Below are 25,267 nucleotides of genomic sequence, written 5' to 3' on the forward strand. Positions count from 1 at the left end.
AGCCGGTCTTGCTCGAAGTGACCTGTCCTGTCGTACGGGTGTCGGCATGATTCTCTCGTGGGGTATTATGTTTTCCGAAGAATAAAACGCCGCGCGAGGGGAGGGCTGCGTGGACGGGCACGTGCAACATGACGGCTTTGGCCGCGATATCAACTACCTGCGCATTGCCGTTACCGACAAGTGCAATTTCCGCTGCATTTACTGCATGCCGGCCGATGGCGTGGCGCCCCGCGCGCACGACGAGCTGCTCAGCGCCGAGGAAATCGCCCGCTTTGTGTGCTTGGTGGCGGGGGAGGGCATTCGCCGCGTGCGCCTGACGGGCGGCGAGCCGCTGGTCAGCCGCCGTATCATTCCGCTTATTCGCGACATCCGCGCGATTCCGCAGATCGAGGACGTCTCGCTCACCACCAACGGCGCCCTGCTGCCCAAGCTGGCGCCGCAGCTCAAAGATGCCGGGCTTAACCGCGTCAACATCTCGCTCGACACACTCGACCCTACGCTCTTTGGAAAGATCACGCGCCTGGGTCGACTCGAGCAGACCATGGCCGGTATCGACGCGGCGCTGGCTTGGGGCTTTGAGCCCGTTAAGGTCAACTGCGTTGTGGTGCGCCGGCTCAACCAGGATGTGGCAGCCCTCGCGCGCTTGACCGTCGACCGCCCCATCCACCTGCGCTTTATCGAATACATGCCCATCGGCGACGAGCGCACCAGCTCGCATTGCGCTGTGGATCCGCATGCGCCCGCGCTCAATCCCGAGCTGTGGGATGCGAGTGACACCGTTCCGAGCGACGAGCTGCGGGCGCGCATCAATGCCGGGGCCGCGGCGGCGGGACTGGGCGAGCTCGAGCCGCTCGACATCAACGACGCTCCTGCCGGCGCGGGCCCTGCGCGCTATTGGCACTTTCCGGGCGCGGCGGGAACGGTTGGCTTCATTAGCGCCATGTCCAACCATTTTTGTGCGAGCTGCAACCGTCTGCGCCTGACGGCCGATGGCAACGTGCGTCCGTGCCTGTTCAGCGATGCCGAGTATTCGGTGCGTGAGGCGCTGCGCCGTGGTGATGATATGCAGGTACTTTCGATTTGGCGCGATGCCGTGGCCCACAAACCGCAGGAACACGCGATAATTGAGGGCACGCAACGATTTATGTCCCAAATCGGAGGATGATCATATGGCCAAGAGCAGGTACGCCGATGCCACCAAGGCCGCTCGCAGGGCCGCGATGTCTGCCCACAAAGCCACGGCTGCGGCGAATGCTGGCAACGCCGACGCGTCAGCGCAGCCGACTGCCAGCGCTGCCACCGAGCCCGCCCGTGACGCCCGTCGCGACGAGCTGACGCACGTGGACGCCAAGGGCGAGGTACGTATGGTCGACGTGTCCGACAAGGCCGAGACCCATCGCATTGCCATCGCCGAGGGTGCCATCCTCATGCACCCCGAGACACAGGCCATGGTGCTGCAGGACCGTGCCAAGAAGGGCGACGTGCTTGCCTGCGCACGCGTGGCGGGCATTATGGCCATCAAGCGCACGAGCGACATCATCCCCATGTGCCATCCGTTGCTCATTACCAAGAGCAAGTGCGACATTGCGCCCATCGCTCCGGCGGGGACGCCGGCCGAGGACGTGCCCGAGGGCTGGGCGCCGGCGCGCGCGGACGGGCAGGTTGGCTTTCACGTACTGGTTACGGCCGGCGTGACGGGCAAGACGGGTATCGAGATGGAGGCCCTGACCGGCGCGAGTGCCGCGTGCCTGACCATCTACGACATGTGCAAGGCGGTCGATCGCGGCATGGAGATCGTCGACGTGCGCCTTCTGCACAAGGAGGGCGGCCGCTCGGGCGTGTGGGACCGCGCGGAGCGCCAGGCCGCTGCTGTTGAGGCCGCCACCGCTGACGGTGCCGCGCCCGCGAGCGCACCCGTCGCCGTCGCGTCCGCAGCTCCGACACCGGCCGTCCCCGCGATCGCGTTTATCGGCTACCAAAACTCGGGCAAGACCACGCTCGTCGAGAAGGTCATTGCCGAGCTCACCCGCCGCGGCCTGCGCGTGGGCTCGCTCAAGCATCACGGGCATCACGGCTTTGATATCGACGTGCCCGCTAAGGATACCTGGCGCCATCACCAGGCCGGATCCAAGCACGTGGGCCTTATCTGCGCCACGCGCTGGGCGGAGTACGCCGACACGCGCGAGGAGGACGAGATGCCCGCGCGTGAGCTGCTGTCGCGCTACAACGATGTCGACGTGGTGATCATCGAGGGCTACAAGACCGAGGGCTTCGACAACATCGTGGTCGCGCGCTCCGGTGTCGACCGTCTGCGCGGCAAGAGCTCGCTCGACCTGGTCGACGGTCACACGCTGGCGCTTGCCTGCAACGAGGCCCTGGCGCGTCAGGCCTTCGACGCCGGCTTTGCGACCCGAGCCATCAACATCAACGACGCCCGAGCCATCTGCGATCTCATCCAAGACCATCTGGCCTAAAACCTGCCAAAAAGGGACAGGTTTGTTTTGGCAGGTTTTATCTGGGCAAACGTCATTTCCACCACAAAGGGGCCAAGCACCTTTGTGGTGGATTTTGCTTTAGTAGATGTGTGGGACATGCCTTACAATCTACCAAGTAGTTCGTGCTGGCAAAAACGGAGAGAAGGGGCTTGATGCGTCCTTAATGTTTCATACGGATGGATTGATTTGACAGACGGTGGCGAATGCCCGCCGCCCGCATTCGTATGAAACAAGGAGTCTCCATGCTCGCCTCTCTTTTCTCAAAGCCTCAACCTTCGCTGTCCGTGCAGGCCAAGCGTCTGGTGGCGATGCGCTTTCTCATCTACACCGGTTTTCAGACCAGCTACTTTATCGGTGTCATCGGAACGCTCACCTATGCGGACGATGCCTCGGTCGTGGCGACATCGCTGGCCGTCCTGTTCATGAACGTTTTCGTGATCCTGGGATCCTTTGCGGGCGGCGCGGAGCTCGACGCCTGGGGTCCGCGCCGCCATTTCTTGCTGAGCATCGTGGGCACGCTGGCAACCGGCGCGGTCATCCTCGTTTTTGGCAGCGCGACCGGCATCGTCCTGCTCGGCGCGGCGCTCCTAGGTTTTGTGATGGGATTCGCCCAGCCCATCGCTACGTCCTATCCGGCGTATCTCACCGACGACCCCGGCGAGCTCAAAGACATCAACTCCGCCATCGCCATGTTTTCAAACGTGAGTATCATCGTTGGCCCCACGCTGGGCGGCTTTGTCGCGGCGGCTGCGTCGTCGCGCGCGGTGTTCGTGCTCATGATGATCTTTACCGTACTGGCGCTCGTCGCCGGTTGGGGCTTTAGGCCGCGGGCGGGTCAGGCTGCCGCGCGCGATGGCAGGCCCGCGACCAGTGACATCACATCGGACAATACCAGCCAAAGTCCCGACCCCAGCACGTCCTCCCGCGTCACCTTCACGACCAGCATCAAGACAGTCTTCACCAACAGCGTCCTCGCGCTACTTTTCTGCATCATCTTTCTTTCGAACTTTGGCTATGGCGCCTTTGACCCGCTGGAGTCGTTCTTCTACCGCGATGTACTGCACGTCGGTGTTGAGTGGATGGGCTGGCTCTCGTCGGCCAGCGGTGTGGGCGCGGTGCTGGGCGCCGTGGTCGCGCTCCGCTTGCCGCCGCACCTGGCCAACCTTAAAACGCTGCTCGTGGCGCTCATGTCCGTGGGCCTGGGAAGCCTGCTCTATGTGGGGACGCCGTACGTGGGCGTGGCTCTTGTCGGCCAGGTTGCACTGGGCATAGCTTGGGGCATCGTCAACCCGCTCCACAACACGATCGTGCAAACGAAGGCTCCGCTCGAGCAGCTCGGTCGCGTGAACTCGGTCATGGGCTTTGGCAACATGTTCGCCGGCGTAGCCCCGCTGGCGATTGCCCCGTGGCTGGCGGCGACGTTTGGCGTGCAGCAGACGCTCGTTGGTGCGGGCATGGTCGTGACGGCGGTTCCCGCGGCGCTGCTGCTGTTTGGACGCCGGCATTTTGATCGTGCCGCAAGGCAGTAAAAACCATCACAACATTCGATGAAAATCGCGATTTTGCCGAAAAACGTCGAATGTTGTGATGGTTTGTGCCCCGGGCCATGCCATCCTGCGGGTCCAGCCACCACAAAGGGGCCAGGCACCTTTGTGGTGGTTTTTGCTTTGACGGGCCGCGCCTGTGCCTTGGTATACCATGTACGCCGTTCACGAATACACCCCACACCGCCGCACAATCCAGAAAGGCCCCCATGGACACCACCTTCAGCCAAATCAAAGCCGTGTTCTGCGATATCGACGGCACGCTGCTCACGAGCCGGCACACGGTGTCCCCGCGCACCGTGGCGGCGATCCGCGCCCTGCGCGAGCGTGGCGTGCTCTTTGGCCTGTGCACCGGGCGCGACGCCCACGCGACCGAGGCCATGTACGAGCTCTGGGGCATCGAAGGCCTGGTAGACGTGCTCGTGGGCTGCGGTGGCGCCGAGGTCATCGACCGCACGCACGACATCAACGAGCTGAGCTATCCGCTGCCGGGCGAGACCATCGCGCGCATCTGCGAGCACATGGCGGACCTTCCGGCGACGCCCGTCTGCCCCCGAGACGGCGTGTTCTACGTGCCCGAGAGCAACGCGTGCGTCGAGCACCTGTCGCGCGTCGACGGCGTGCCCTACCAGGTGGTCGATTTTGCCGAGTTTTTGCGCGAACCACAGCCTAAGGTGATGTTTACCATGGCGCCCGAGGTAATGCCGCGGGTGATTGAGCGGGCGTCGACGTTTGCCGACGACACCGTCAAGGCGGCGGCTCTGCAAACCACGCAGCGGCTCTACGAGTTCATGGATCCGCACGTGTCCAAGACGCGCGGCCTTGCGCGCGTGGCGGAGCTCAACGACATGGAGCTCCAGGACATCTGCGTGTTTGGCGATGCGGACAACGACACCTGCATGGTGGCTGACGCCGGCGTGGGCGTGGCCATGGCAAATGGCAGCGATGCCACCCGTGCCGCCGCCGATTTTGTAACCGCGAGCAACGACAAAGACGGCATCGCGATCTTTATCGAGGAACATCTGCTGTAGCGCCGGGGGAGAGTCGCCACAAGGGGAACAGGCACCTTTGCGGTGGCCTCAGGCGATTTGGGCGAATTGATGCCTAAAATCTGCGCGAAAATTCAAATTTAGTTGTCTGAACATTACGCTTCTAACTACCGATGAAATAAAAGTATTCCCATCAATTTGGTAGTCTATTCCTCCCGGTTAATGACCTACCGTTCACGGTCGATTTTCGACCGTTCGCAGGATGCATGCTCTTGAGCAAAATGTTGTGCAAATAAATAAAATGCTATTAAAAAACTGATAACTGGCTTAATTACCAGCAGAAATAGATATTTTATAGCGAATAAACGAAGGTAAATCCGAGCAAATGTCAAGAGAATTGAGAATTCGCTACAAAACTATCGGTATTTTTGCTTAGATGTTCAAACAATCGTTACAATATGTACTATAAGCGTGTGCAATTACAGATTGCGCAGATACGTTTAATAGGGAAAGAGCAAGATCGCGGTCTCTTGGGGAGGAGACATCGATGAAAGCGAATTCGGACAAATTTAAGCAGAGTAATAAAGCGACGCGCCGTGTACTGGCAGGCGTTTTGTGCGGAGCCTCCGTGTTGAGCCTGGTACTGTCGCTCGTTATGCCTCCAATCTCGCAGGCCATTGCCAACGATGGTCAGGCGGGTGCAGCCGAGGAAACTGTGATGGGGGATTCCTCAAGTGAGCCCACTGATGTAGACAACACTGCCAACGGGGATACCGAAAACCAGAATAGTGACGACGCCGAGGCCGATGAGACTGGCGACGATGCTCTCGGGACGCCCCCGTTGTCTGATGGCACTGATCTCGAGGGCGCTGAGCAGCCTGCGGATGATAGTAATAGTGATGAGAATGCGATTGCGCTCGCAAGCGTGAATGCTAAGGGCTATACCGAAATACAGGGCGATGTTACTGATAAGTTCAACGACGGCGGAAACTATTGTCTGACGGGTGACGCTTGGTCGTCCGCACCGATCACTATTAGCCACGACACCACCATCGACCTTGCATGCTACAAGCTTTATTACAACAGCGGCAACAGCGATGTCAATGGCCAAGATTGTAGTTTTATTACAGTTTCAAGAGACGCAACGCTAACTGTCGAAGGTGCAGCGGAGGATATACCGGTCGAGGCTGTCAGTAATGAGCCTGGTCAGACTGCGGAGATGCAGTGGATTGAAAACACTCCGCAATCACTCACTTACTTCGTAACGGAAAGCACGCCTAGCGGTTTTGGTACCAGTGAGAAAACTTACAAGCACACTGTTACCAAGTTCGGTGCTATCGTTGCATGCAAAAAAGGATATGTAAATCAAGTCATTTCTGTTGCGGACGGCTGTACGCTCAACCTTAAGGGTGGCATGATCACAACGCCTCGTACCCTGGGCAACAACGGTCACGTTATTTTCTCTCGAGGCGCTGTTAATATTTTTGGCGGGTATGTCACCAACGGCTTCGGCGGCGGCTGGGGCGGCGGCCTGTGCACGGCAGCGGGTTCACTCAATATGACCGGCGGCGTGATTGCAGCGAATAAGGCTGCTTCCGGTGGTGGCATTTTTGCCGACAGCGGTGTCACGTTGGATCTCTCCGGCGGTTTCATTTCGGGTAACGCTACGGATCCCGTTTCTGTCGGCAGCGGCGATACCGCCGACACCGGCGGCTACGGTGGCGGTGTTTATACCAAGGGTGCAACCGTAACCATCAGTGGTTCTGCCAATATAACTAACAACCGAGTTGAAGCTCAAGTCACTAATAAGGACATTTACAACAACGGTCTCCTCGGTGGCGGCGGCATTGCATCAACGAGCAGTGATAATAAAAAGGGATCACTGACCATGACGGACGGTTCTGTTACGGCCAACTACTCCAAAGAGGCCGGTGGCGGAATTTATGCTGGCTTCTGGAACCGGGCGATTACGTTTACCATGACAGGTGGCACGATTGCCGGCAACAAATCTGCAAACGCTGAGGGCGGTGGTCTCCGTATTTCCACCGGTACTACCGGCGATATTGGGACTAGGCCGGGCACGTCCAGCAAGATTTACATCACCAACAACAAGACCATGACGGGTGAGAGCCGCGGCGGCGACTGGGGCGGTGGCGGTGTCTTTATCCAGAAGGGCGGCAGGCTCAATATTTTCAAGACGCTGATCACTAATAATCGCGCCGGTGGCTGGGGCGGTGGCGTCGGTGCTTGTCCTACGGGCGAGACAATCGTTTCGCACTCAAATGGCGCTGCTATCTATGACAACACAGATAACGTTGATCAAGATGGCAAAAAGCTGCCAGACCTTGATCAAAATGAACATAAACATCCAGCGTTTCATTATTCCGCTGGCGGCGACAACAAAATTGAAGACCGCGATGAAGTAAATTACGTTACTCATCTCTTCCAAGATTCCGGTCATGAGGATTTCTTCTTGGTCCGTAATAAGACTGGCGCGGATAAGACAATCGCTGTCGTTCTTGGCAAGATGCTCGGTGGCGGCTCGGCTGGCTGGAAGGGCACCTGCGATGGCAACGAGATTAAGATCGATGCCAACGGCGGCGCCGAGGCTAAGTGGATGTTCGGCCTTGAGGCTAATCCTTCCGATATGGCTAAAAGTGATGCGCAGAGAGATGCTACGACCATCATCAGTGGCAACTACTCCTACACCCACGGTGGCGGCATCATGACCAACGGCGATCTTGTCGTTGGCAAGGTCGAGGCTTTGAACGTGTATCCCGCAATCAAAGTCAAGGCTAATAAAGTCCTTATGAAGGACGACGAAGAGAAAGGTCTTTCGGGTCACAACTATCAGTTTAAGCTGTTGGGTGCACCTGCCGATCCAACCAAGGCACCATACTGGAATAAGGACGGCACGCTTAACGAAAACGGATGTGAGGCGAAACCGGCGGTTCCTGTCAATGAAAACGGAGAGATTCTCATTGACACGGGCGCGAACTACCAATCGGGCGATTACGACCTCTACCTTGTTGAAGTTCCCCCTGACCCTGATAACGTTCCTGTCAACGAAAAAGGAACAAAGTTTGATAAGTCTATTTACAAAATACATATAAAGGTTGGTACGACACTAGTTAATACGACCAGCCTCTTGGGGATCAAGATTAATCGTTATGGAGTTGATAGGAGCGCTTCCACAGTATCCGTAAAAAAGGAAGGCGCAGCGGACTTCACCGCGTGCGGATCTGACTTCTATGGTTGGAGCGAAGATGCGAACGATAAGACCGTCTCGACCGTAAAAATCGGCAACGCCTCCAAACCTGCGTTTACGAACGAGCTCGCGCCCTACCAGACCTCGGGCTCTTGGACACCTCAGGTGACCAAGAAGGTCGACGGCGGCGAGATGAAGAAGTTTAAGTTCGAGCTGTATACCAAGGATTCGGAAGACAGAGAGACATCTCTTCAGACCAAATGTACTTCTGCTGAGTCGGGAAACCTTCAGATAGTATAGTTCGATAAACCGGTACCAATCGGCCCACTAGGCCTTAAGAATCTCGATAAAAATCGGCAGGCGCAGTTCACCTACTACATCCGTGAATGCCCCGCCCGCAAGGACGATGGCACCAAGCACGAGGGCTACACCAACGACACCAAGACTTTCAAGGTCGTGGTGACGGCAAAGGATGACGGCAACGGACATCTGACCTGCACGCCGGCCTACTACGAGGTCGACGCCAACGGTAATGAGAGCGAGAAATCGACCGATAACCCCACCTTCACCAACACCTACTCCACCTCTTTGCCCCTTTCTGGTATGTCGGGCGTCACTCTGACGTACCTTGCCGGCGCGGCGGTGCTTTGCGCTGCTGCGGCCTGGATGCACATTCGTCGCAAGGCGAATGCGAAGGGAGGTGAGCGTCGTGAATAAGAAAGTTTGCTCCTTCCCGATCTTGTTTGCGCTGCTTGCCCTCCTGATCGGCACCTGCGCGGTTGTGTTCCCCGCTTCCGCGCAGGCCGCGCCGACCTCGACCGGTTCCATCACGGTGAGCGGCACCGTGGCGAGCCGCTACGACGCCTACCAGATCTTTAGCGCCAACGTCGTCGACGGCGACAGCGACGCCAAGATCGCCACCGACCTCGCCTGGGCAAGCGACGCCGTGCGCGACGCCGCACTGCCTGTGCTGCACAGCGCCGGCATGCCCAATTCCCAGACCACCGCGCAGGAAGCTGCCGAGTGGCTCAACACCGATTCCCACCTTACGAGCGCGCTGAGCGCACAGCTCGCTCGTTCCCTCCAGAGCTCTGGCGCCGAGTATGTGGCCCTTAACGCGGGCACGACGGCCGAGGTGCCCTGTGGCTACTGGCTCATCGTCGCCGACGACGACGCCATCGCCCAGGGCGAGGCCGGCACCGCGCCGATCATGGCCCTGGTGGGCGGCAGCGCCGTCACCGTCAAGCCCAAGGCCGCGACCCCCAAGGTCGCCAAGCACGTGCTGGAGGACAGCACCGCCGCCTGGCAGAAGGCCGCCGACGCCACGGTCGCCGACGACCTGTACTGGCGTCTCTCTGCCACGGTTCCGTCGGGGCTCACGGCCTACGACGCCTATACGGTGCAGTTCGTCGACACCATGAGCGCGGGGCTCGAACCCTCCAAGGTGGCCGCGAGCATGCGCGTGTACGTGGCGGCGGGCGCGGACGGCGGCTTTGACGCGGTCCAGACTGGCAAGGACGGCCGCGCCGGAACCGAGCCCGCGAAGGGCTGGACCGACATCACGGCTCAGTGCGCCACCAAGGTAGCGGCGGACGGAACCTTCACCGTGCGCACCGGCGACCTCATCGCCGCGCTCGGCGGGGCCGATGCCTTTACCGCGGGCGCCCGCGTGGTCGCCGTGTACAACGCGCCGCTCAACAGCGCATGCAACCACGGCATCGCGAAGGGCAACCCCAACGAGGTCTACCTGCGCTACCCGCGTTCTCCCTTTGCCGACCAGTCCGGCGACGCCGGCTTTACCCGTACGCCGAGCGATGACGCGTGCGCCTACACCTGGGATCTCGCGCTCACCAAGCGCGGCAGCGACGGCGACAAGCCGCTTGCCGGGGCGGTCCTGAGCATCGCCGACGACCGCGGTCGCACGCTGGCGGCCGACGGCGCGTGGGATGCGGAGGGCAAGGCCACCGTCACCACGGGCGAGGACGGCCGAGTGACCGTCTCGGGCGTGGACTCGGGCAAGCTGGAGGTCCGCGAGCTCAAGGCGCCCAAGGGCTACGCCGCCTTTGAGGGTACGCGCTCCGTGACGGTCAAGGCCGAGGGCCTGGACGTCGACCAGGTGGCCGCCGCCAAGCCCAAACTCACCATCACGGCCGAGTCGCCCCTGCGCGCCGACAGCGCGGACGGGTCGACGGGCAGCCTGGAGGCGTCGCTCATCAACACACCCACCGGCACACCCCCTAGCATTACCACCGGAGGCTTTATGCCCTCGACTGGCGATATGGCAATGTACGCCGCGGCCGCCGCAGCGGTCGCCGGAGCCGTGCTCATCGTGGTCGCGCTCCTGGTCAAGCGGGGAGGTGGCAGCCATAAAGAGTAGCTGGCAGCCCCACAGAGAGCGGGGCGAGACGTAGCGAAGTAGATGCTAAGACACAGACAGACAGATTTAGATCAAATGGAATTCGAGCAGAAAGCAGAGGAAAAGAAGATGAGCATGAGCAAGAACATCGCACGCCTGGCAGTAACCGCCGGCCTCACAGCGGCGTTGAGCTTCGGCGGAGTTATGGCCCCGGTGACCATGGCGTTTGCTGATGGTGCGACGACTGCGAACGGCTCGGTGACTATCGAGAACGTTGAGGGTAACACTACCGAGTTCGAGGGCTATCAGATTTTCAATGCTGATTTCGCTACGGTTGAAGGCAAGACGGTCGCGAGCAACATCACTTGGGCAAACGGTAGCGTGAAGACGGCTGTCGAGGAAGTTATCAAGGAAAAGGAGCCGAATTACAAGGGTAGGACTGCTCAGGATGCTGCAGACTGGATCACGAATGCGGTGACAGGTACCGATGAGGCAACCCGTGTTGACTCTAAGCACATTGCTTATAAGATTGCCGCTGCCGTAGACAATCTTACTGAAAAGACGACAACGACAAACGGCGCTGCCTCCGGTCTCGCGCACGGTTACTGGCTCTTTGTGACCAAAGCCGACACCATTAATGAGGGCGAGGCGGGTACGTCCCCCATCTTCACTGTCGTGGGAAGCACTCCCGTTAACGTCAGCGAGAAAACCGGCATCCCCACCGTTGAGAAAAAGATCGTGAGTGATGCCGACAACACAGAACACGATGCCGCTGACTCCCAGATCGGCCAGGACGTGACGTACAACCTCTACGGTACCGTCGCCGAGAACTTCGATAAGTACGACACGTATTTCTACGAGTTCTCCGATCAGATTTCCAAGGGCCTGACGCTGCAGAAGGGCGCTAAGGTCTACCTGTATAAGAACAAGGCTGACGCGAAGGGCGATCTCGCCCGCACGGAGGGTACGAATATTACTGATAAATTCAAGGAGTCGAACGACGAGGCTGCCGAAGATGGCAGCAAGACGACGAGGTGGACCTGCGATAACCTGAAGAATGTCAATGGCGTCACCAAGGACTCCTGCATCGTTGTCTCTTATACGGCACAGATTAACAAGCAAGCTATTGTTGCTGGCACTGGGAGTAACGACAACGCCGTGGTACTTAAGTACTCCAACAATCCCATGAACAAGGAAAGTAAGGGCCAGACTCCGCTCGATAAGGTCAAGGACTACACTTACGGCCTCAAGATCAACAAGGTCGACCTGGGCACCGAGAAGCCCCTCGAAGGCGCCAGGTTCACCATCACAACCAAGGGAGACGAGAGCAACAAAAACGATAAATATGTCAATGATGACGGAATGTTGAGCGACAGCGAGGTAATTCTTTCGACGAACGTCAATGGTGCCATTCAACTTACTGGTCTCGACGCCGGCATCTATACCGTCACGGAGGTTTCTGCCCCCTCTGGCTACGCCAAGGTCGACCCCTTCACCTTCGAGATCAAGCCGAACATGAAGGCCGATGATCCGGATGCTGGTCCTACTAAGCTCGGTGGAGTACTTACGACTGACCAGGGCGGCAAGGTTATCGCCGGCCTCACCGATGGCAATTCCGGCGATAACAATCTGGTGGCGGCGCCTAACTCGGAGAAGGACACCAACGGTATCTTCAATATCACCGTTGGCGATACCAAGCAGGTCGGCCTCCCGCTGACCGGCCTTAACGGCGTGACCTTCACTTGGATCGCTGGTGGCGCGGTGCTGTGCATCGGCGTGGCGCACCTCATCCGCAGCCGTAAGCAGGCTGAGGAGTCCGAGCAGGAGTAACGCTCGCTCATCCATCCCTTTGGCAGGTGGGATGTGATGGCCATGAGACTTGCGGACACTTTTCTCGTCCATCCACGTTCTTGCTTTGCCATTCTCTTTTCGGGGCAGACTCCGCGCTGGAGTCTGCCCCGTTTTTTTGGATAACGCAGCCAGCCTCCACCGTCCGATGAATCAAGCGTATGAATATCGAACAGATGTTTGCAATTATTGCGTTTACCAGCTGTGGGTGCATACACTCGCAGTAAAATACCCTTGCGACGCATCCCGTGCGCGGGCGGCCGACGACTCGATCGGAGGTCACCATATGCTGAAATTCCTTAACGCGCTCGCCGCCCTCGCGGCGGTGGGCACGTTCGTCATCGCGTTTTTTGACTCGTATGAGGTTCGGTTTAAGGTCCGTAGGCGCACGCGCGGTGCGGACGGTGGACGGCATTTGCGTCGAAAGCGCAAATAAGAATGCCCGGGGTTCGGAGCCCGGGCATTTAACAACGTCGGAAACTGGTCGCCCGCGCTCCTAAGTACTTACGCGGGGTGCGTCGTTTCCTGTAGTTATTGTATCCCGAATCGCCCCGCCGATTCGGGACATTTTGAAAACGCAAACACGTCGGGCAAACGCGGACAATGCGGCCAAGCTCCTCTGGACGGGGAACCGTGTTTGTAACTATCGAACAAATGTTTGTCAAAATCGCGTTTACCAGGCGTGGGTGCATACACTCGCAGTAAAATACCCTTGCGACGCATCCCGTGCGTGGGCGGCCGACGACTCGATCGGAGGTCACCATATGCTGAAATTCCTTAACGCGCTCGCCGCCCTCGCGGCGGTGGGCACGTTCGTCATCGCGTTTCTTGACTCGTATGAGGTTCGGATTAAGGTCCGTAGACGCGCGCGCGGTGCGGACGGTGGACGGCATTTGCGCCGCAACAAGCGCAAATAAGAATGCCCGGGGTTCGGAGCCCGGGCATTTAACAAAACCAGAAAACTAGGCCGCCCGCGCTCTCGTACACTTACGCGGGATGCGTCGTTTTCTATTGATATTGTATCCCGAATCGCCCAGCCGATCCGGGACATTTTGAAAACGCAAATGCGGGCCCATGCTTGCGCCGCGCAATGCTGTTTAGCTGCGTTGTCCGGCGCAGAGGTTCGCTAATCGGCTATTATTTGTTTAGACAACATGAGTTGTAGAGGAGTGACCGGTGATGGTGCAGGGCGCCAAACATATGAAGAGCAATAACGCCGCGGCCAACGGTGGCTCAAGCCCGCAGCCCAAACCTCAACCAAAGCCCAAGCGCCGTCGCAAGCGGCTGCCGCGCTGGGCCGACCGGCTCATCACCATCGTCATCATCCTTATTGGCGTGGGCCTTATGACCTGGCCGTGGATCTTGGACCGGCTCGAGGCCTCGGGCGTGTTCAACCAGATCAGCACGGTGTCCAGCACCGTGGACGCGCTGTCTGCCGAGGAGCGCGAGCGCATCCTGCTCCAGGCGCGCTCCTTTAACGAGCAGCTGGCGGGCGAGGCCACCGAGCTTCCCGCCGACCAGATCGAGCCCTACGCTCAGCAGCTCATCTTTGACCGCGATCCCATGATGAGCTGGGTCGAGATCCCCTCCATCGACGTGAGTATGCCCATCTACCACGGCACGAGCGAGGAAGTCCTTATGGCGGGCGTTGGCCACCTGGAGGGCACGAGCCTGCCGGTGGGCGGCACCTCGACGCATTGCGTGCTCACCGCGCACTCGGGTATGCGCAACCTGAGTATGTTCGACGACATCCATTCGCTGGAGCCCGGCGACCTGGTGCTGCTGCACACCATGAACAAGACGCTCGCCTACAAGATGGTGGACTCCGAGGTCGTGCTGCCCGAGGAGATGGAGTCACTGACCATCGAGCCCGGCGCCGACAAGGTGACGCTCGTCACCTGCACGCCCTACGGCGTGAACGACCATCGCCTGCTGGTGCATTGCGTGCGCACCAAGTACAACAAGAAGGACGTCGACAAGCAAAAGTCGCTGGCCGGCCGCCACTGGGGCAAGCGCGAGTTTGCCGTGCTCATCGTGGTCGTAGCCATTGTGCTGTTGCTGCTGGACATCGTGATCCACGCGGTCCGCAAGCGCCGCAAGGCCAAGGCCTCGGCATAGGACATTCTCCAGAACCATCACAATGGGGACAGGCACCTTTGTGGTGGTCGGGACTTCCAAACCATCACAACATTCGATGAAAATCGCGATTTTGACGAAAAGTGTCGAATGTTGTGATGGTTTTCGTTGTGGGCGGGACGGTTTTCGTTGTGGGCGGGACGGTTTTCGATATGGACGGTGCGGTTTCGCTGCAGAACCGTCAGCCCGCCGCCTGCCAGCCCGCCGCCCTCGTTACGTTTTCGCTGCATTTGGGTAAAGTGCCTGCTCCAAGCCGGCGCTGCCCTGTATACTAGAGCGGTTTAACTGTTATGCGGAAGGGAGCGCCTATGGCACTCAGCGAGAAAGACGTGCGCGGCATCGCCGAGTACGCAAAGATCGCACTGACCGATGACGAGCTCACCCAGATGACGTCCTACATGAACGATGCCGTCCAGATGCTCGAGCCCGTCTTGCAATATGACTTGCCCGACGTGGAGCCCACGTTCCATCCTATCGGAAGCTTGTCCAACGTGATGGGCGACGACCTGCGCGAGCCCGAGCGCGACCTGCCGCTCGACGTTGCGCTCGAAAACGCCGGCAGCGCGCGCGACCGCTACTTCCGCGTGCCGTCCATTTTGGGAGAGGGGGAGAGCGAGTAATGGCGCTAAGCTTCGATTCCCTTACCGCCGCCCAGATCGCCGCGGGCGTTGCCGCCGGCGACTTTACCGCTACCGAGGTGGCCCAGGCCTCCCTTGCCGCCATCGAGGCGCGCGAGGGCGGGGTCCAGGCATTCCTGCAGGTGGCGCCCGAGCTTGCGCTCGAGGCCGCTGCGCGCGTGGATGCCGACCGTGCCGCAGGCAAGCCGCTGCCTCCGCTCGCGGGCGTGCCGCTGGCCATTAAGGACAACATGAACCTCGTGGGCACGCGCACCACCTGCGCTTCCCGCATGCTCGGGGACTACCAGAGCGTCTACACCGCTACCTGCGTCCAGCGCATGCTCGATGCCGGCTGCCTGCCCATGGGCAAGGCCAACATGGACGAGTTTGCCTTTGGCAGCTCCACCGAGAGCTCGGCGTTCCACCGCACCAACAACCCTTGGGATACCGAGCGCGTGCCCGGCGGCTCCTCGGGTGGCTCCGCTGCAGCTGTCGCCGCGGGCGAGGTCGCGCTCTCGCTGGGCTCGGACACCGGCGGCTCCATTCGCCAGCCGGCGTCGCTGTGCGGCGTGGTGGGCTTTAAGCCCACGTATGGCGCCGTGAGCCGTTACGGCGTGGTGGCCTTTGGCTCGTCGCTCGACCAGGTGGGGCCCTTTGGCCGCACGGTCGAGGATGTCGCGCTGGCCATGAATGCGCTTACCGGCGCGGGCCACGATCCGTACGACTGCACCAGCCAGGATTGCGCCGTCGACTTTACCGAGCATCTCAACGACAGCATCGAGGGTAAGCGCGTGGGCATCATCCCCGCGTTTATGGAGGCCGAGGGCCTGACGCCCGAGGTCAAGGCCGCTGTTCAGCGCGCCGCTCAGGAGCTGCAGAACCAGGGCGCCGAGCTGATCGAGGTCGACCTGCCGCATCTGGACGCCGCCATCGCCGCCTACTACGTCATCGGCCCGGCCGAGGCGTTCTCCAACCTGGCTCGTTTCGACGGCATTCGCTACGGCTACCAGGAGGAGGGCTGCGCCAACCTGTCCGACCAGAGCTCGCTCTCGCGCGCCCACGGCTTTGGCGCCGAGGCCAAGCGCCGTCAGATGCTCGGCGCCTACCTGCTGAGCTCGGGCGTGTACGACAAGTACTACTACGCTGCACAAAAGGCCCGCACGCTCATCACGCAGGACTACGACGCCGCGTATGCCAAGGTGGATACCATCCTTATGCCCGCCTCGCCGCGCACAGCCTTTAAGTTTGGCGAGATCAGCGACCCCACGCAGATGTACCTCTCCGACCTGTACACCATTTCGCTCAACATTTGCGGCAACGGTGGCATCTCGGTGCCGCTGGGCCTGGGCGAGGATACGCAACTGCCCGTTTCTGCCCAGCTGGTGGGTCCGGCGTTTAAGGACCGTCAGCTGCTCACGTTTGCCCGCGCCCTGGAGCGCGGCTTTGCCGATGTCGCCACGGGTGCGCCCGCGCTTTCCGTCGCGCCCGATTTTGCCGGGAAGGGAGGCGAGCTGTAATGAAGGAGCTTTCCGAGGTCCTGCAGGATTGGGAGGCCGTGATCGGCCTGGAGATCCATACCGAGCTCACCGCACTCGATACCAAGATGTTCTGCAACTGCAAGCTCAGCCACGATGACGAGCCCAACGCCAACGTGTGCCCGGTGTGCCTGGGCCTGCCCGGCGCTCTGCCGGTGCCCAACAAGCGCGCCATCGAGAGCATCGTCAAGGCCGGTCTCGCCACCAACTGCGAGATTCAGCGCCACTCGATGTTCTACCGCAAGCACTACTTCTATCCCGATATGGCCAAGAACTTCCAGACCACGCAGGGCCCGGTCGCCTTTGCCATGTACGGTCACCTGGACCTGGACGTGACCGGCCGCGGTGCCGCCGAGCGCCCCGACTGTGCGTTTGGCGAGGCCGAGGCCCAGAGCCTGGCGAGCGCCTCGGCCAACGCCGAGGGCCTGTCCACGTCCATGACGTCGACCATGCGCGAGGGCAATCAGCGTGCCGGCCATCTGGCCAGCTACGATGCGTCCAACCTTCAGATGCCCGAGCGCCGCGAGGACGGTTCGTACACGGTGCCCATCCGCATCCTGCGCATCCACATGGAGGAGGACGCTGCCAAGATGGTCCACGTGGGCGGCGCCGAGGGCCGCATTACCGCCGCGGCCGAGTCGCTCGTCGACTACAACCGCTGCGGCACGCCTTTGATTGAGCTCGTGACTGAGCCCGACTTGCGTACGCCCGAGGAAGCACGCCTGTTCATGGAAAAGCTCCGTCGCATCTTTGTGACGCTGGGTATTTCGGACTGCTCCATGGAGAAGGGTTCCATGCGCTGCGACGGCAACGTGTCGCTGCGTCGCCGCGGCGAGACCAAGCTGGGCACCAAGACCGAGCTCAAGAACCTCAACTCGTTTAAGAGCCTGCACGATGGCCTTGCCTACGAGATCTGCCGCCAGGCCGAGGTGCTCGAGGAGGGCGGCATTATCTACCAGGAGACCCGTCACTGGGAGCCCAGCCGCAAGCGCACCGTGGTCATGCGTGTGAAGGAGACGGCCGACGACTATCGCCTGTTCCCCGACCCCGATCTGGCTCCGTTCGATCTGGACGACGAGTTTATTGACCGCTGCCGTGGCGAGATCCCCGAGCTGCCCGATGCCAAGCGTACCCGTTTTGAGGCCGACTTTGGCATTAAGACGGCCGATGCCGAACAGATTGCCGGCGATCCGGAGTTTGCTGAGTTCTTTGAGGCTGCCGCTGCCGGTATGGCCGGCAAGGAGGCCCAGACGGTTGCAAACTTGCTGGTGAACGAGATGATCGCCTACCTTAAGGGCGCGGGCGTGTCGCTCGCCGAGTCCGGTATTGCGCCGGCTCAGGTGGCAGCCCTTGCCAAGCTGCTGGCGACCGACGCCATCAGCTCCAACCAGGCGCACGAGGTCTTTGAGGCCATGGCCCAGACCGGCGACGACCCCAACAAGATCGTCGACGAGCGTGGCATGCGTCAGGTGAGTGATGCCGGCGCGCTGCAGCCGATCGTGGACGAAGTGCTGGCGAACTGTGCCGATCAGGCGCAGCAGTATCGTGACGGCAACCAGAAGGTCATCGGCTTTTTGGTGGGCCAGTGCATGAAGGCGAGCCGTGGCAAGGGCAACCCGAAGCTCTTCAACGAGTTGCTGAGAACGTCGCTCTCGTAAACGGGAACCGAGGGGCCGGGCGCAGGGCCTTGCCTCTCAATTTCGGACAGTCCTGACTCACGACGGAGGCGCCACTGGCGCCTCCTGTTCGTGCGGAACTCATTGAGAGGCAAGGCCCTGCGCCCGGCCCCTCGGTTCCGTGACGACTCGGCCGTTCGGGTCAGGCGGGCTGATAGGAAAGATGGTGACGGAGGCGCAAAATGCGCCTCCGCCTTTTCAATGTGATGAAAGTGTGGCGAAATGAGCTTAAAACTTCCGTAAATGTGATAAATGTCACGTTTTACCTAAGGTAAAATGTGAGAAATATCACGTTTACGGAAGTTTCTTTGCGGGAGGTTCGGTCATGCAGCGAGATATCATTGCCAAGCTTAACGCTTGGAAAGCGTCAGAATATCGTAAGCCGCTTATCCTTAAGGGGGCGCGCCAGGTTGGAAAGACGTGGGCGCTTAAGGAGTTCGGCCGAACCTCGTACCTCAATTTTGTGTATCTGACGCTCGAGGAGCCGTCACCTGGGGTACAGAGCGAGTACGCTCAGTTTTTCGAAGGTACGCGCGATCCTCGACGGATCATCTCAAATCTTTCCCTGGCACTTGGACAGCCTATCGAGCCCGGCGAAACGCTGCTTATTATTGATGAGATCCAGGATTGTCCTTCTGCGGTCGGCGCCCTTAAATACTTCTGTGACGAGGCCCCCGAGTATCACGTCGCATGCGCAGGGTCTTTGTTGGGCGTTCGCTTGTCCCGTGAGACCAGCGCTTTTCCGGTGGGAAAGGTCGAGTTCATGGAGATGCGCCCCATGAGCTTTTCCGAGTTTCTGAAAGCCGAGGGCGCTGCAAACTACGACGAATACCTTGGCGGCCTGGATCAGATCGAGACAGTGCCCGATTTCTTCCATGTCCGTCTCGTCGAGCATCTTCGTCGTTATTTTGCATGCGGCGGCATGCCAGAGGCTCTTGGCCGGTGGGTGGAGACGGGCGATATCGTTCAGGTCGATAAGGTGTTGTCTGATCTCTTGGATTCCTACGAGCGCGATTTTGCCAAGCATGGTGGCCGTGCGCAGTTCGCCAAGCTTTCACAAATATGGAACTCGATTCCAGCTCAGTTGGCGCGCGAGAACAAAAAGTTCGTTTGGGGTGCGGTGCGCGAGGGGGCTCGTGCTCGAGAATACGAGGATGCTCTGGAATGGCTTGCCGATGCTGGGCTCATCACGGCGGTTCGCCTTAATGCTGCTGGTGGTGTGCCGCTCTCTGCGTACGATGACCTCAAGGCATTTAAGGTCTACTGTCTTGATGTCGGCTTGCTGCGCCGCATGGCAAGGCTGGATGCGTCCGCTTTTGCCATCTCGGATGCGCTATTTTCGGAGTTCAAAGGTTCGTTCGCCGAGAACTATGTGCTTCAGGCATTACTTTCACAGTTAGATGCTGCTCCGCGTTATTGGACAAACGAGAAGCCGAAGCACGAAGTCGATTTTTTGATTCAAGTCGGAAACGAAATCGTTCCCGTCGAGGTCAAATCGGGAGAGGTCGTTCATTCCAAGAGCCTTAAGTACTATGCCGACAAGCATGCGGAGACGACTCCATTGAGGGTCCGCTACTCACTTAAGAATCTAAAGCTCGACGACGGGGTGCTCAACATTCCGTTGTATTTGGCTGATCGATCTGTCCCTCTTATCAAAAAGGCGCTTGATCGTGCACATCTTGACGTTTAGATCCTGGGTGAGCTGACGGGCGGCGGCTAATTAATCGCTCCGTTACGGCCAGGGAGCCTGGGCCTTAGCGATGCTTGCTTCGCCAAGCCGTGGGTGTCATGCCGGTGTGTTGCTTGAAGGCTTGGGCGAAGGCGGCCTGCTGAGGGTAGCCTAGACGCTCTGCCACCTGCGCTATCGTGAGCGCGCTATCGGCCAAAAGGTCCTGCGCTCGCTCCATACGGCGTCTGCGAATGTAGGCGCCCAGGGATTCGCCAGTTTGGGCCTTAAAGGTGGCGCATAGTTTGGAGCGGCTTGTGTAGAGCCTCTCGGCCACCTCGCTGATGCCCACACGCCTGCCTTTGTCGAGCGCGCGCTCAATCATCGCCGTTGCTTCTTCGGCAATGGTTATGCTGACGCGTGTGCCTGCCGCCTGCCGCGCCTGCTTGTGGGCCGCGCGCGAACAGGCGAGCTCCGCGACCATGGTCTCCACGATGCCCTGCATATAGACGTGTCCACCTACGGTGCGGGCGCGGTCCTCGTTAATCCGGCGCAGCGTGTGGCAGATGGCAGACGTCGCTTCCTCGTGCCATGACTCGGCAAACGCCTCAAAGATTCCCGCGAACTCGGTGGGATAGCGGTGCTCCAGTTCGTCAAAATATCCAGGCAAAAAGAGCACCGAGCGCGAGTGATAAAGCTCCCCCGCAAACAGCGGGCTTAATTCCTCGCCACAGCTATCTTGGATAAAGCTGCAAACGGCGTTGTTTGGCCACGGTCCATGCAATGGTTTGAGGTTCGCGGGCGTTATGCCAGCCTCGGGCATGCATGTAAGCGTGGGCGCGCTGACTTCGCTCACGCAGGCGTATGGCTCGGGTGTGTATTCGGCCAGGTACATATCGTGCGTCGGGGTTATGAAATGCTCCATGACGATGCAGGCGGGGGAGAGAGGCATGATCCATGCGCGGCCGTGCGCCCGGTCGTTTGCCACCTCGCCGGTAAAGACGGCGCCCTTGCCGGTAAGCTCCAGGCCAAACTGCTCAAATTGCGGTGCGTAGAGCTCGGTTATGTCGGTCGCTGCCCGCCGTATTTGCAAAAGCGTTCCTTTCCTTTGCGGAAACGTCCACGCCTGGCTTGATTGTGAGCCATGGCTAACACATCAATGATAAGTTCATTACGGTTAACTCTCAAGCCGTTAGAAAGGAATCTCATGGCAAAGGGATCAAAAAGGGAGGGTGGAGGCATCGGCGAGTTGCTCGCGTATGCCGGCGACCGTAAATTCCTAACTTATTTGGGCATGGCTCTCTCGGCGCTCTCGCAGCTGCTGAGCTTTGGCCCGTACGTGTGCATCTGGTTTGTCGCGCGAGACCTTATCGCTGTGGCGCCTAACTGGAGCGAAGCCACCGATATCGCGATGTATGGCTGGTGGGCCGTTGGTTTTGCCCTGGCAAGCATCGTAGTTTATTTCGTGGGGCTCATGTGCACGCACCTGTCTGCGTTTCGCTGCGCGTCCAATATCCGCAAGACTACGAGCGAGCACCTGCTTAAGCTGCCGCTTGGCTACTTTGACACGCACTCCACCGGTGAGCTGCGCCGTATTGTAGACGGATGCGCCGCCTCCACCGAGACCCTGCTCGCGCACATGTTGCCCGATATCGCCGGCGCCACCGCCATGGTCGTGGGCTTGCTCGTGCTGCTTTTCGCCCTCGATTGGCGTTTGGGGGTGGCATGCCTTATCTCGGTCGTCGTTTCGCTTGGCGCCATGGCCACCATGATGAGCGGCAAAGGCGCCGAGTTCATGAAGGCCTACATGGGAGCGCTGGTCAAGATGAACAAGACCGGCACCGAATACGTACGCGGCATCCCCGTGGTCAAGGTGTTTCAGCAGACGGTCTACTCCTTCAAGGCCTTCCACGATGCGATTGCCGAATACGCGGACATGGCACAAAGCTATGCGGGCACGTTCTGCCGAGGTCCGCAGGTACTCAACCTTACGGCGCTCAACGGCCTCGTGGCATTCTTTTTGCCGGTGGCGTTGCTGTTGGCGCCGGGCGAGACGGACTTCGCGCATTTTATGGCAAACTTCACGTTTTACGCGATATTTTCGGCCGTGGTACCGACGGCCATGACCAAGCTCATGTTTGTGGGCGAGGCCTCTCAGATGAGTGCCGATTCGCTGGCTCGCATCCGAAGCATCATGGATTCCAAGCAGCTCTCCGTGCCCGCCCAACCCAAGCACCCTGCCGGCAGCGACGTACGATTTGAGGATGTGAGCTTTACCTACGAGGGTGCCGAAGCGCCTGCCATCAACCATGCGAGTTTTAGCGTTTCCGCTGGTAGCACCCTCGCCCTGGTGGGTCCCTCGGGTGGCGGTAAGTCAACCTGCGCAAGCCTGATCCCGCGTTTTTGGGATGTTTCCTCGGGTCGAGTGCTCGTAGGCGGTGTGGACGTTCGCGATATGGATCCGCACGAGCTTATGGACCAGGTTGCCTTCGTGTTCCAGACCAACCAGCTGTTCCGGCAAACACTTGCCGATAACGTGCGCGCCTCCAAGCCTACGGCCACTGACGACGAAGTGCGTGCGGCCCTCTCCGCAGCTCAATGCGATGACATTGTGGCCAAGCTCCCACAGGGCATCAATACCATGCTCGGCGCCGGCGGAGCATATCTTTCGGGCGGCGAGGTCCAACGCGTGGCACTCGCCCGCGCGATCCTTAAAGACGCGCCTATCGTGGTGCTCGATGAGGCCACGGCGTTTGCCGATCCCGAGAACGAGGCGCTCATCCAGCGCGCCTTTAGCAAGCTGGCGGCGGGCCGCACGGTCATTATGATTGCGCACCGACTCTCGACTGTAGTGGGCGCAGACCAAATCGTGGTGCTCAACCAGGGCAGCGTACAGGAGTCGGGTACCCATGCCGAGTTGCTGTCCCAAGAGGGCCTGTATGCCAGGATGTGGGCCGAATACGAACAGGCCGCGAGCTGGAAAATCACTGCAGCGACCGCGGATGCCGCCGTCACGAAGGGAGGCGAGGCCTAAATGTTCGCCTCATTCCAAAAGAAGTATTTCCTATCCGATAAAGGCGTCGCCGGAGTAAAACGCGGCATTTTCTGGACCACGCTCACCAATCTCATTACCATGGCCGGCATGGGCTTTTTATTCCTGGTCATGGCCGGTTTTGTCGAGCATCTCGCCACCGGCGCCGACCTGCCGGATACCCTGCCGATCGTGGGCGGCCTCGTGGTCTTTTTCGTGTTGCTCTTTGCCTCTAACTGGCAGCAGTATTACTACACCTACTGCATCTTCTACGAGGAGTGCGGCAAGCAGCGCATGGAGATTGCCGAGCGCTTGCGCAAACTGCCGCTGTCGTTTTTTGGTCGTCGTGATCTGGCCGATTTAACCGAGACCATCATGGGCGACGTCCAGGCCATGGAGCACGCCTACAGCCACGTGCTGGGAGAGCTTTGGGGTGCCATCATCGCAAGCGCCATTGTGTTCGTGGCGTCGCTGTTCTTTTGCTGGCAGCTGGCGATCGCGGCGTTTTGGAGCGTTCCCGTGGCCTTTGCCGTGCTGTATCTAACACGCGGCCCCATGACTCCGGTGTTCGATCGCGTGCGTGCCGAGAAGGTCAAGGTTACCGAGGCAATTCAAGAGACGCTCGACTGCGTTCGCGAGATCCGCGCCACCAACCAGGAGGCCCATTATCTTGAGGGACTCAACGCCGTGATCGATGCTGAGGAGCGTGAGACCACCAAGGGCGAGCTCGTTAACGGGCTTTTGGTTAACTCCGCCTTTGCCATCCTGCGTCTGGGCATTGCCACCACGCTGGTCACGGGTGCCGCGATGGTCGCCTCCGGGCAGGTCGACTTTTTGGTGCTGTTTGCCTTCCTGCTTATGGTGAGCCGTATCTATGCACCCTTTGACCAAGCGTTAATGTTAATGTCCGAGCTGTTTGTCGCCGAGTCGTCTGCCAAGCGCATGCGTTCCATCATGGAAGAGCCCGTGGCGCGGGGCAGCGAGAAATTTGAGCCCGTGGGCCACGATGTGGTGTTCGATCACGTGGCATTTGGCTATGGCGCGGGCGAGGACGGCCGCGCCGGCGAGAAAGTTCTTACCGATGTGAGCTTTACCGCCAAGGAAGGCGAGGTCACGGCGCTGGTCGGTCCTTCGGGTTCCGGTAAGTCTACGGTGAGCCGCCTGGCCGCGCGCTTTTGGGATGCCACCGCGGGCAAGGTTACCGTGGGTGGCGTGGATGTTGCGAGCGTTGATCCCGAGGTGCTGCTGCGCGACTACGCCATCGTGTTCCAAGACGTGCTGCTCTTTGACGACACGGTGATGGGAAACATTCGCCTCGGGCGTCGTGATGCCACCGATGAGGAAGTGCTTGCGGCCGCGCGTGCCGCCAACTGCGACGAGTTCGTGAACCGCATGCCGCAGGGCTACGACACCATGATCGGCGAGAACGGCTCCAAACTCTCCGGTGGCGAGCGCCAGCGCATCTCCATCGCCCGCGCGCTGCTCAAAGACGCGCCCATCGTGCTGTTGGACGAGGCGACGGCAAGCTTGGATGTGGAGAATGAGACCGTGGTACAGCAGGCACTCTCCCGTCTGCTTGCAGGTAAGACGGTTATCGTTATTGCCCACCGTATGCGTACGGTGGAAAATGCCGACAAAATCGTTGTGCTCAAGGATGGTGTGGTTGCCGAGCAGGGCACTCCGGCGCAGCTTAAGGCGGCAGGCGGAGAATTTGCCCGCATGGTCGCACTGCAAAAGGAAGCGGCTGCCTGGCAGCTGTAGGAAAGGGGACCAAGATTTCCAAAGGTTAACTTTGGTTGACCATAATAGTTCGACTAAACTAGTCTCAAAAGCGTGCTCGAGCAAACTAATGAACTCGGGTGCTAAGGCACCATGCCGCGCTTGTGCGGCAAAAGGGAGAAGCAACATGAAGAAGTCGACTTTTAACACCCTGCTTGTCGGTGGCGGTTTTCTGCTTGGTACGGCCGGCATCAAGCTGCTCACCAGCGCTCCGGTAAAGAATGCCTGCGTGCAGGGTATCGCGTGCGGCATGCGCATCAAGAACGGCTACCAGGACATGGTCGAGCAGGCCAAGGCTAATGTCGACGACATGGTTGCCGAGGCTGCTTACATCACCCAGAGCGAGGCCGCTGCTGACGAGGCAGCCGAGTAACGCTCTCAGGCACA

18 protein-coding genes are annotated in these 25,267 nt (G+C 59.7%); 17 read left to right on the plus strand and 1 reads right to left on the minus strand.

Annotated features, from left to right (window positions below; genetic code table 11):
• Window positions 1-109 precede the first annotated feature (109 nt).
• The 14 genes from moaA (at window position 110) to AAA069_RS00360 (ending at window position 20,094) form a co-directional block, all read left to right on the plus strand.
• Window positions 110-1,165: a GTP 3',8-cyclase MoaA gene (gene moaA, locus AAA069_RS00295; protein WP_349127241.1), complete on the plus strand. Its 1,056-nt coding sequence runs from the start codon at window positions 110-112 to the stop codon at window positions 1,163-1,165.
• Between the two features lie 4 nt (window positions 1,166-1,169).
• On the plus strand, window positions 1,170-2,474 hold the full coding sequence (mobB, locus tag AAA069_RS00300; protein WP_349127242.1) for a molybdopterin-guanine dinucleotide biosynthesis protein B: 1,305 nt from the start codon (window positions 1,170-1,172) through the stop codon (window positions 2,472-2,474).
• 263 nt (window positions 2,475-2,737) lie between these two features.
• Entirely contained in the window at window positions 2,738-4,024 is a 1,287-nt protein-coding gene (locus AAA069_RS00305) for an MFS transporter (protein ID WP_349127243.1), read from the plus strand.
• A gap of 224 nt (window positions 4,025-4,248) precedes the next feature.
• Window positions 4,249-5,070, plus strand: coding sequence for an HAD family hydrolase (locus AAA069_RS00310; RefSeq protein ID WP_349127244.1), 822 nt, complete (start codon window positions 4,249-4,251; stop codon window positions 5,068-5,070).
• 505 nt (window positions 5,071-5,575) lie between these two features.
• Entirely contained in the window at window positions 5,576-8,536 is a 2,961-nt protein-coding gene (locus AAA069_RS00315) for a hypothetical protein (protein ID WP_349127245.1), read from the plus strand.
• Between the two features lie 18 nt (window positions 8,537-8,554).
• Complete coding sequence (locus AAA069_RS00320) at window positions 8,555-8,953, plus strand: FctA domain-containing protein (RefSeq protein WP_349127392.1); 399 nt, start codon at window positions 8,555-8,557, stop codon at window positions 8,951-8,953.
• The gene (locus AAA069_RS00325; RefSeq protein WP_349127246.1) at window positions 8,946-10,613 is read left to right on the plus strand and encodes a SpaA isopeptide-forming pilin-related protein; all 1,668 of its coding nucleotides are present in this window, start codon (window positions 8,946-8,948) and stop codon (window positions 10,611-10,613) included. Before AAA069_RS00320 ends, AAA069_RS00325 begins: the two co-directional genes overlap by 8 nt.
• A 114-nt stretch (window positions 10,614-10,727) precedes the next feature.
• Window positions 10,728-12,422, plus strand: a complete 1,695-nt coding sequence (locus AAA069_RS00330) for an isopeptide-forming domain-containing fimbrial protein (RefSeq protein ID WP_349127247.1) — start codon at window positions 10,728-10,730, stop codon at window positions 12,420-12,422.
• Window positions 12,423-13,204: 782 nt separating this feature from the next.
• Window positions 13,205-13,357, plus strand: a complete 153-nt coding sequence (locus AAA069_RS00335; RefSeq protein ID WP_349127248.1) for a hypothetical protein — start codon at window positions 13,205-13,207, stop codon at window positions 13,355-13,357.
• 283 nt (window positions 13,358-13,640) lie between these two features.
• Window positions 13,641-14,558: a class C sortase gene (locus AAA069_RS00340; RefSeq protein ID WP_157758027.1), complete on the plus strand. Its 918-nt coding sequence runs from the start codon at window positions 13,641-13,643 to the stop codon at window positions 14,556-14,558.
• A 326-nt stretch (window positions 14,559-14,884) separates the two neighbouring features.
• Window positions 14,885-15,196 (plus strand): Asp-tRNA(Asn)/Glu-tRNA(Gln) amidotransferase subunit GatC, encoded by a 312-nt coding sequence (gatC, locus tag AAA069_RS00345; protein ID WP_055250987.1) that lies wholly within the window; start codon window positions 14,885-14,887, stop codon window positions 15,194-15,196.
• Window positions 15,196-16,710: an Asp-tRNA(Asn)/Glu-tRNA(Gln) amidotransferase subunit GatA gene (gatA, locus tag AAA069_RS00350; protein ID WP_349127249.1), complete on the plus strand. Its 1,515-nt coding sequence runs from the start codon at window positions 15,196-15,198 to the stop codon at window positions 16,708-16,710. The genes gatC and gatA overlap by 1 nt, the downstream gene beginning before the upstream one ends.
• Window positions 16,710-18,386, plus strand: a complete 1,677-nt coding sequence (gatB, locus tag AAA069_RS00355) for an Asp-tRNA(Asn)/Glu-tRNA(Gln) amidotransferase subunit GatB (RefSeq protein ID WP_349127250.1) — start codon at window positions 16,710-16,712, stop codon at window positions 18,384-18,386. The genes gatA and gatB overlap by 1 nt, the downstream gene beginning before the upstream one ends.
• A 343-nt stretch (window positions 18,387-18,729) precedes the next feature.
• Window positions 18,730-20,094 (plus strand): ATP-binding protein, encoded by a 1,365-nt coding sequence (locus AAA069_RS00360; protein ID WP_349127251.1) that lies wholly within the window; start codon window positions 18,730-18,732, stop codon window positions 20,092-20,094.
• A 64-nt stretch (window positions 20,095-20,158) separates the two neighbouring features.
• Here AAA069_RS00360 and AAA069_RS00365 read toward each other — a convergent pair whose 3' ends face one another.
• Window positions 20,159-21,163 (minus strand): helix-turn-helix transcriptional regulator, encoded by a 1,005-nt coding sequence (locus tag AAA069_RS00365; RefSeq protein WP_349127252.1) that lies wholly within the window; start codon window positions 21,161-21,163, stop codon window positions 20,159-20,161.
• A 114-nt stretch (window positions 21,164-21,277) separates the two neighbouring features.
• Between AAA069_RS00365 and AAA069_RS00370 the strand changes: the two genes are divergently transcribed.
• The 3 genes from AAA069_RS00370 (at window position 21,278) to AAA069_RS00380 (ending at window position 25,253) form a co-directional block, all read left to right on the plus strand.
• Window positions 21,278-23,104, plus strand: a complete 1,827-nt coding sequence (locus AAA069_RS00370; protein WP_349127253.1) for an ABC transporter ATP-binding protein — start codon at window positions 21,278-21,280, stop codon at window positions 23,102-23,104.
• Window positions 23,105-24,862 (plus strand): ABC transporter ATP-binding protein, encoded by a 1,758-nt coding sequence (locus tag AAA069_RS00375; RefSeq protein WP_349127254.1) that lies wholly within the window; start codon window positions 23,105-23,107, stop codon window positions 24,860-24,862.
• A 145-nt stretch (window positions 24,863-25,007) separates the two neighbouring features.
• Window positions 25,008-25,253: a DUF6110 family protein gene (locus tag AAA069_RS00380; RefSeq protein ID WP_055250999.1), complete on the plus strand. Its 246-nt coding sequence runs from the start codon at window positions 25,008-25,010 to the stop codon at window positions 25,251-25,253.
• The last annotated feature ends 14 nt before the right edge of the window (window positions 25,254-25,267 follow it).

Source organism: Collinsella sp. CLA-SR-H006 (genome assembly GCF_040097075.1).
Classification (GTDB): Bacteria; Actinomycetota; Coriobacteriia; order Coriobacteriales; family Coriobacteriaceae; genus Collinsella.

Excerpts from the sequence above, each read along its gene's own strand:
- AAA069_RS00305 (WP_349127243.1), top strand. The coding sequence starts at position 2,738 with ATGCTCGCCTCTCTTTTCTCAAAGCCTCAACCTTCGCTGTCCGTGCAG.
- AAA069_RS00335 (WP_349127248.1), top strand. The coding sequence starts at position 13,205 with ATGCTGAAATTCCTTAACGCGCTCGCCGCCCTCGCGGCGGTGGGCACG.
- AAA069_RS00310 (WP_349127244.1), top strand. The coding sequence starts at position 4,249 with ATGGACACCACCTTCAGCCAAATCAAAGCCGTGTTCTGCGATATCGAC.
- gatA (WP_349127249.1), top strand. The coding sequence starts at position 15,196 with ATGGCGCTAAGCTTCGATTCCCTTACCGCCGCCCAGATCGCCGCGGGC.
- gatB (WP_349127250.1), top strand. The coding sequence starts at position 16,710 with ATGAAGGAGCTTTCCGAGGTCCTGCAGGATTGGGAGGCCGTGATCGGC.
- AAA069_RS00340 (WP_157758027.1), top strand. The coding sequence starts at position 13,641 with ATGAAGAGCAATAACGCCGCGGCCAACGGTGGCTCAAGCCCGCAGCCC.
- AAA069_RS00370 (WP_349127253.1), top strand. The coding sequence starts at position 21,278 with ATGGCAAAGGGATCAAAAAGGGAGGGTGGAGGCATCGGCGAGTTGCTC.
- AAA069_RS00360 (WP_349127251.1), top strand. The coding sequence starts at position 18,730 with ATGCAGCGAGATATCATTGCCAAGCTTAACGCTTGGAAAGCGTCAGAA.
- mobB (WP_349127242.1), top strand. The coding sequence starts at position 1,170 with ATGGCCAAGAGCAGGTACGCCGATGCCACCAAGGCCGCTCGCAGGGCC.
- AAA069_RS00380 (WP_055250999.1), top strand. The coding sequence starts at position 25,008 with ATGAAGAAGTCGACTTTTAACACCCTGCTTGTCGGTGGCGGTTTTCTG.
- AAA069_RS00330 (WP_349127247.1), top strand. The coding sequence starts at position 10,728 with ATGAGCAAGAACATCGCACGCCTGGCAGTAACCGCCGGCCTCACAGCG.
- AAA069_RS00315 (WP_349127245.1), top strand. The coding sequence starts at position 5,576 with ATGAAAGCGAATTCGGACAAATTTAAGCAGAGTAATAAAGCGACGCGC.
- gatC (WP_055250987.1), top strand. The coding sequence starts at position 14,885 with ATGGCACTCAGCGAGAAAGACGTGCGCGGCATCGCCGAGTACGCAAAG.
- AAA069_RS00375 (WP_349127254.1), top strand. The coding sequence starts at position 23,105 with ATGTTCGCCTCATTCCAAAAGAAGTATTTCCTATCCGATAAAGGCGTC.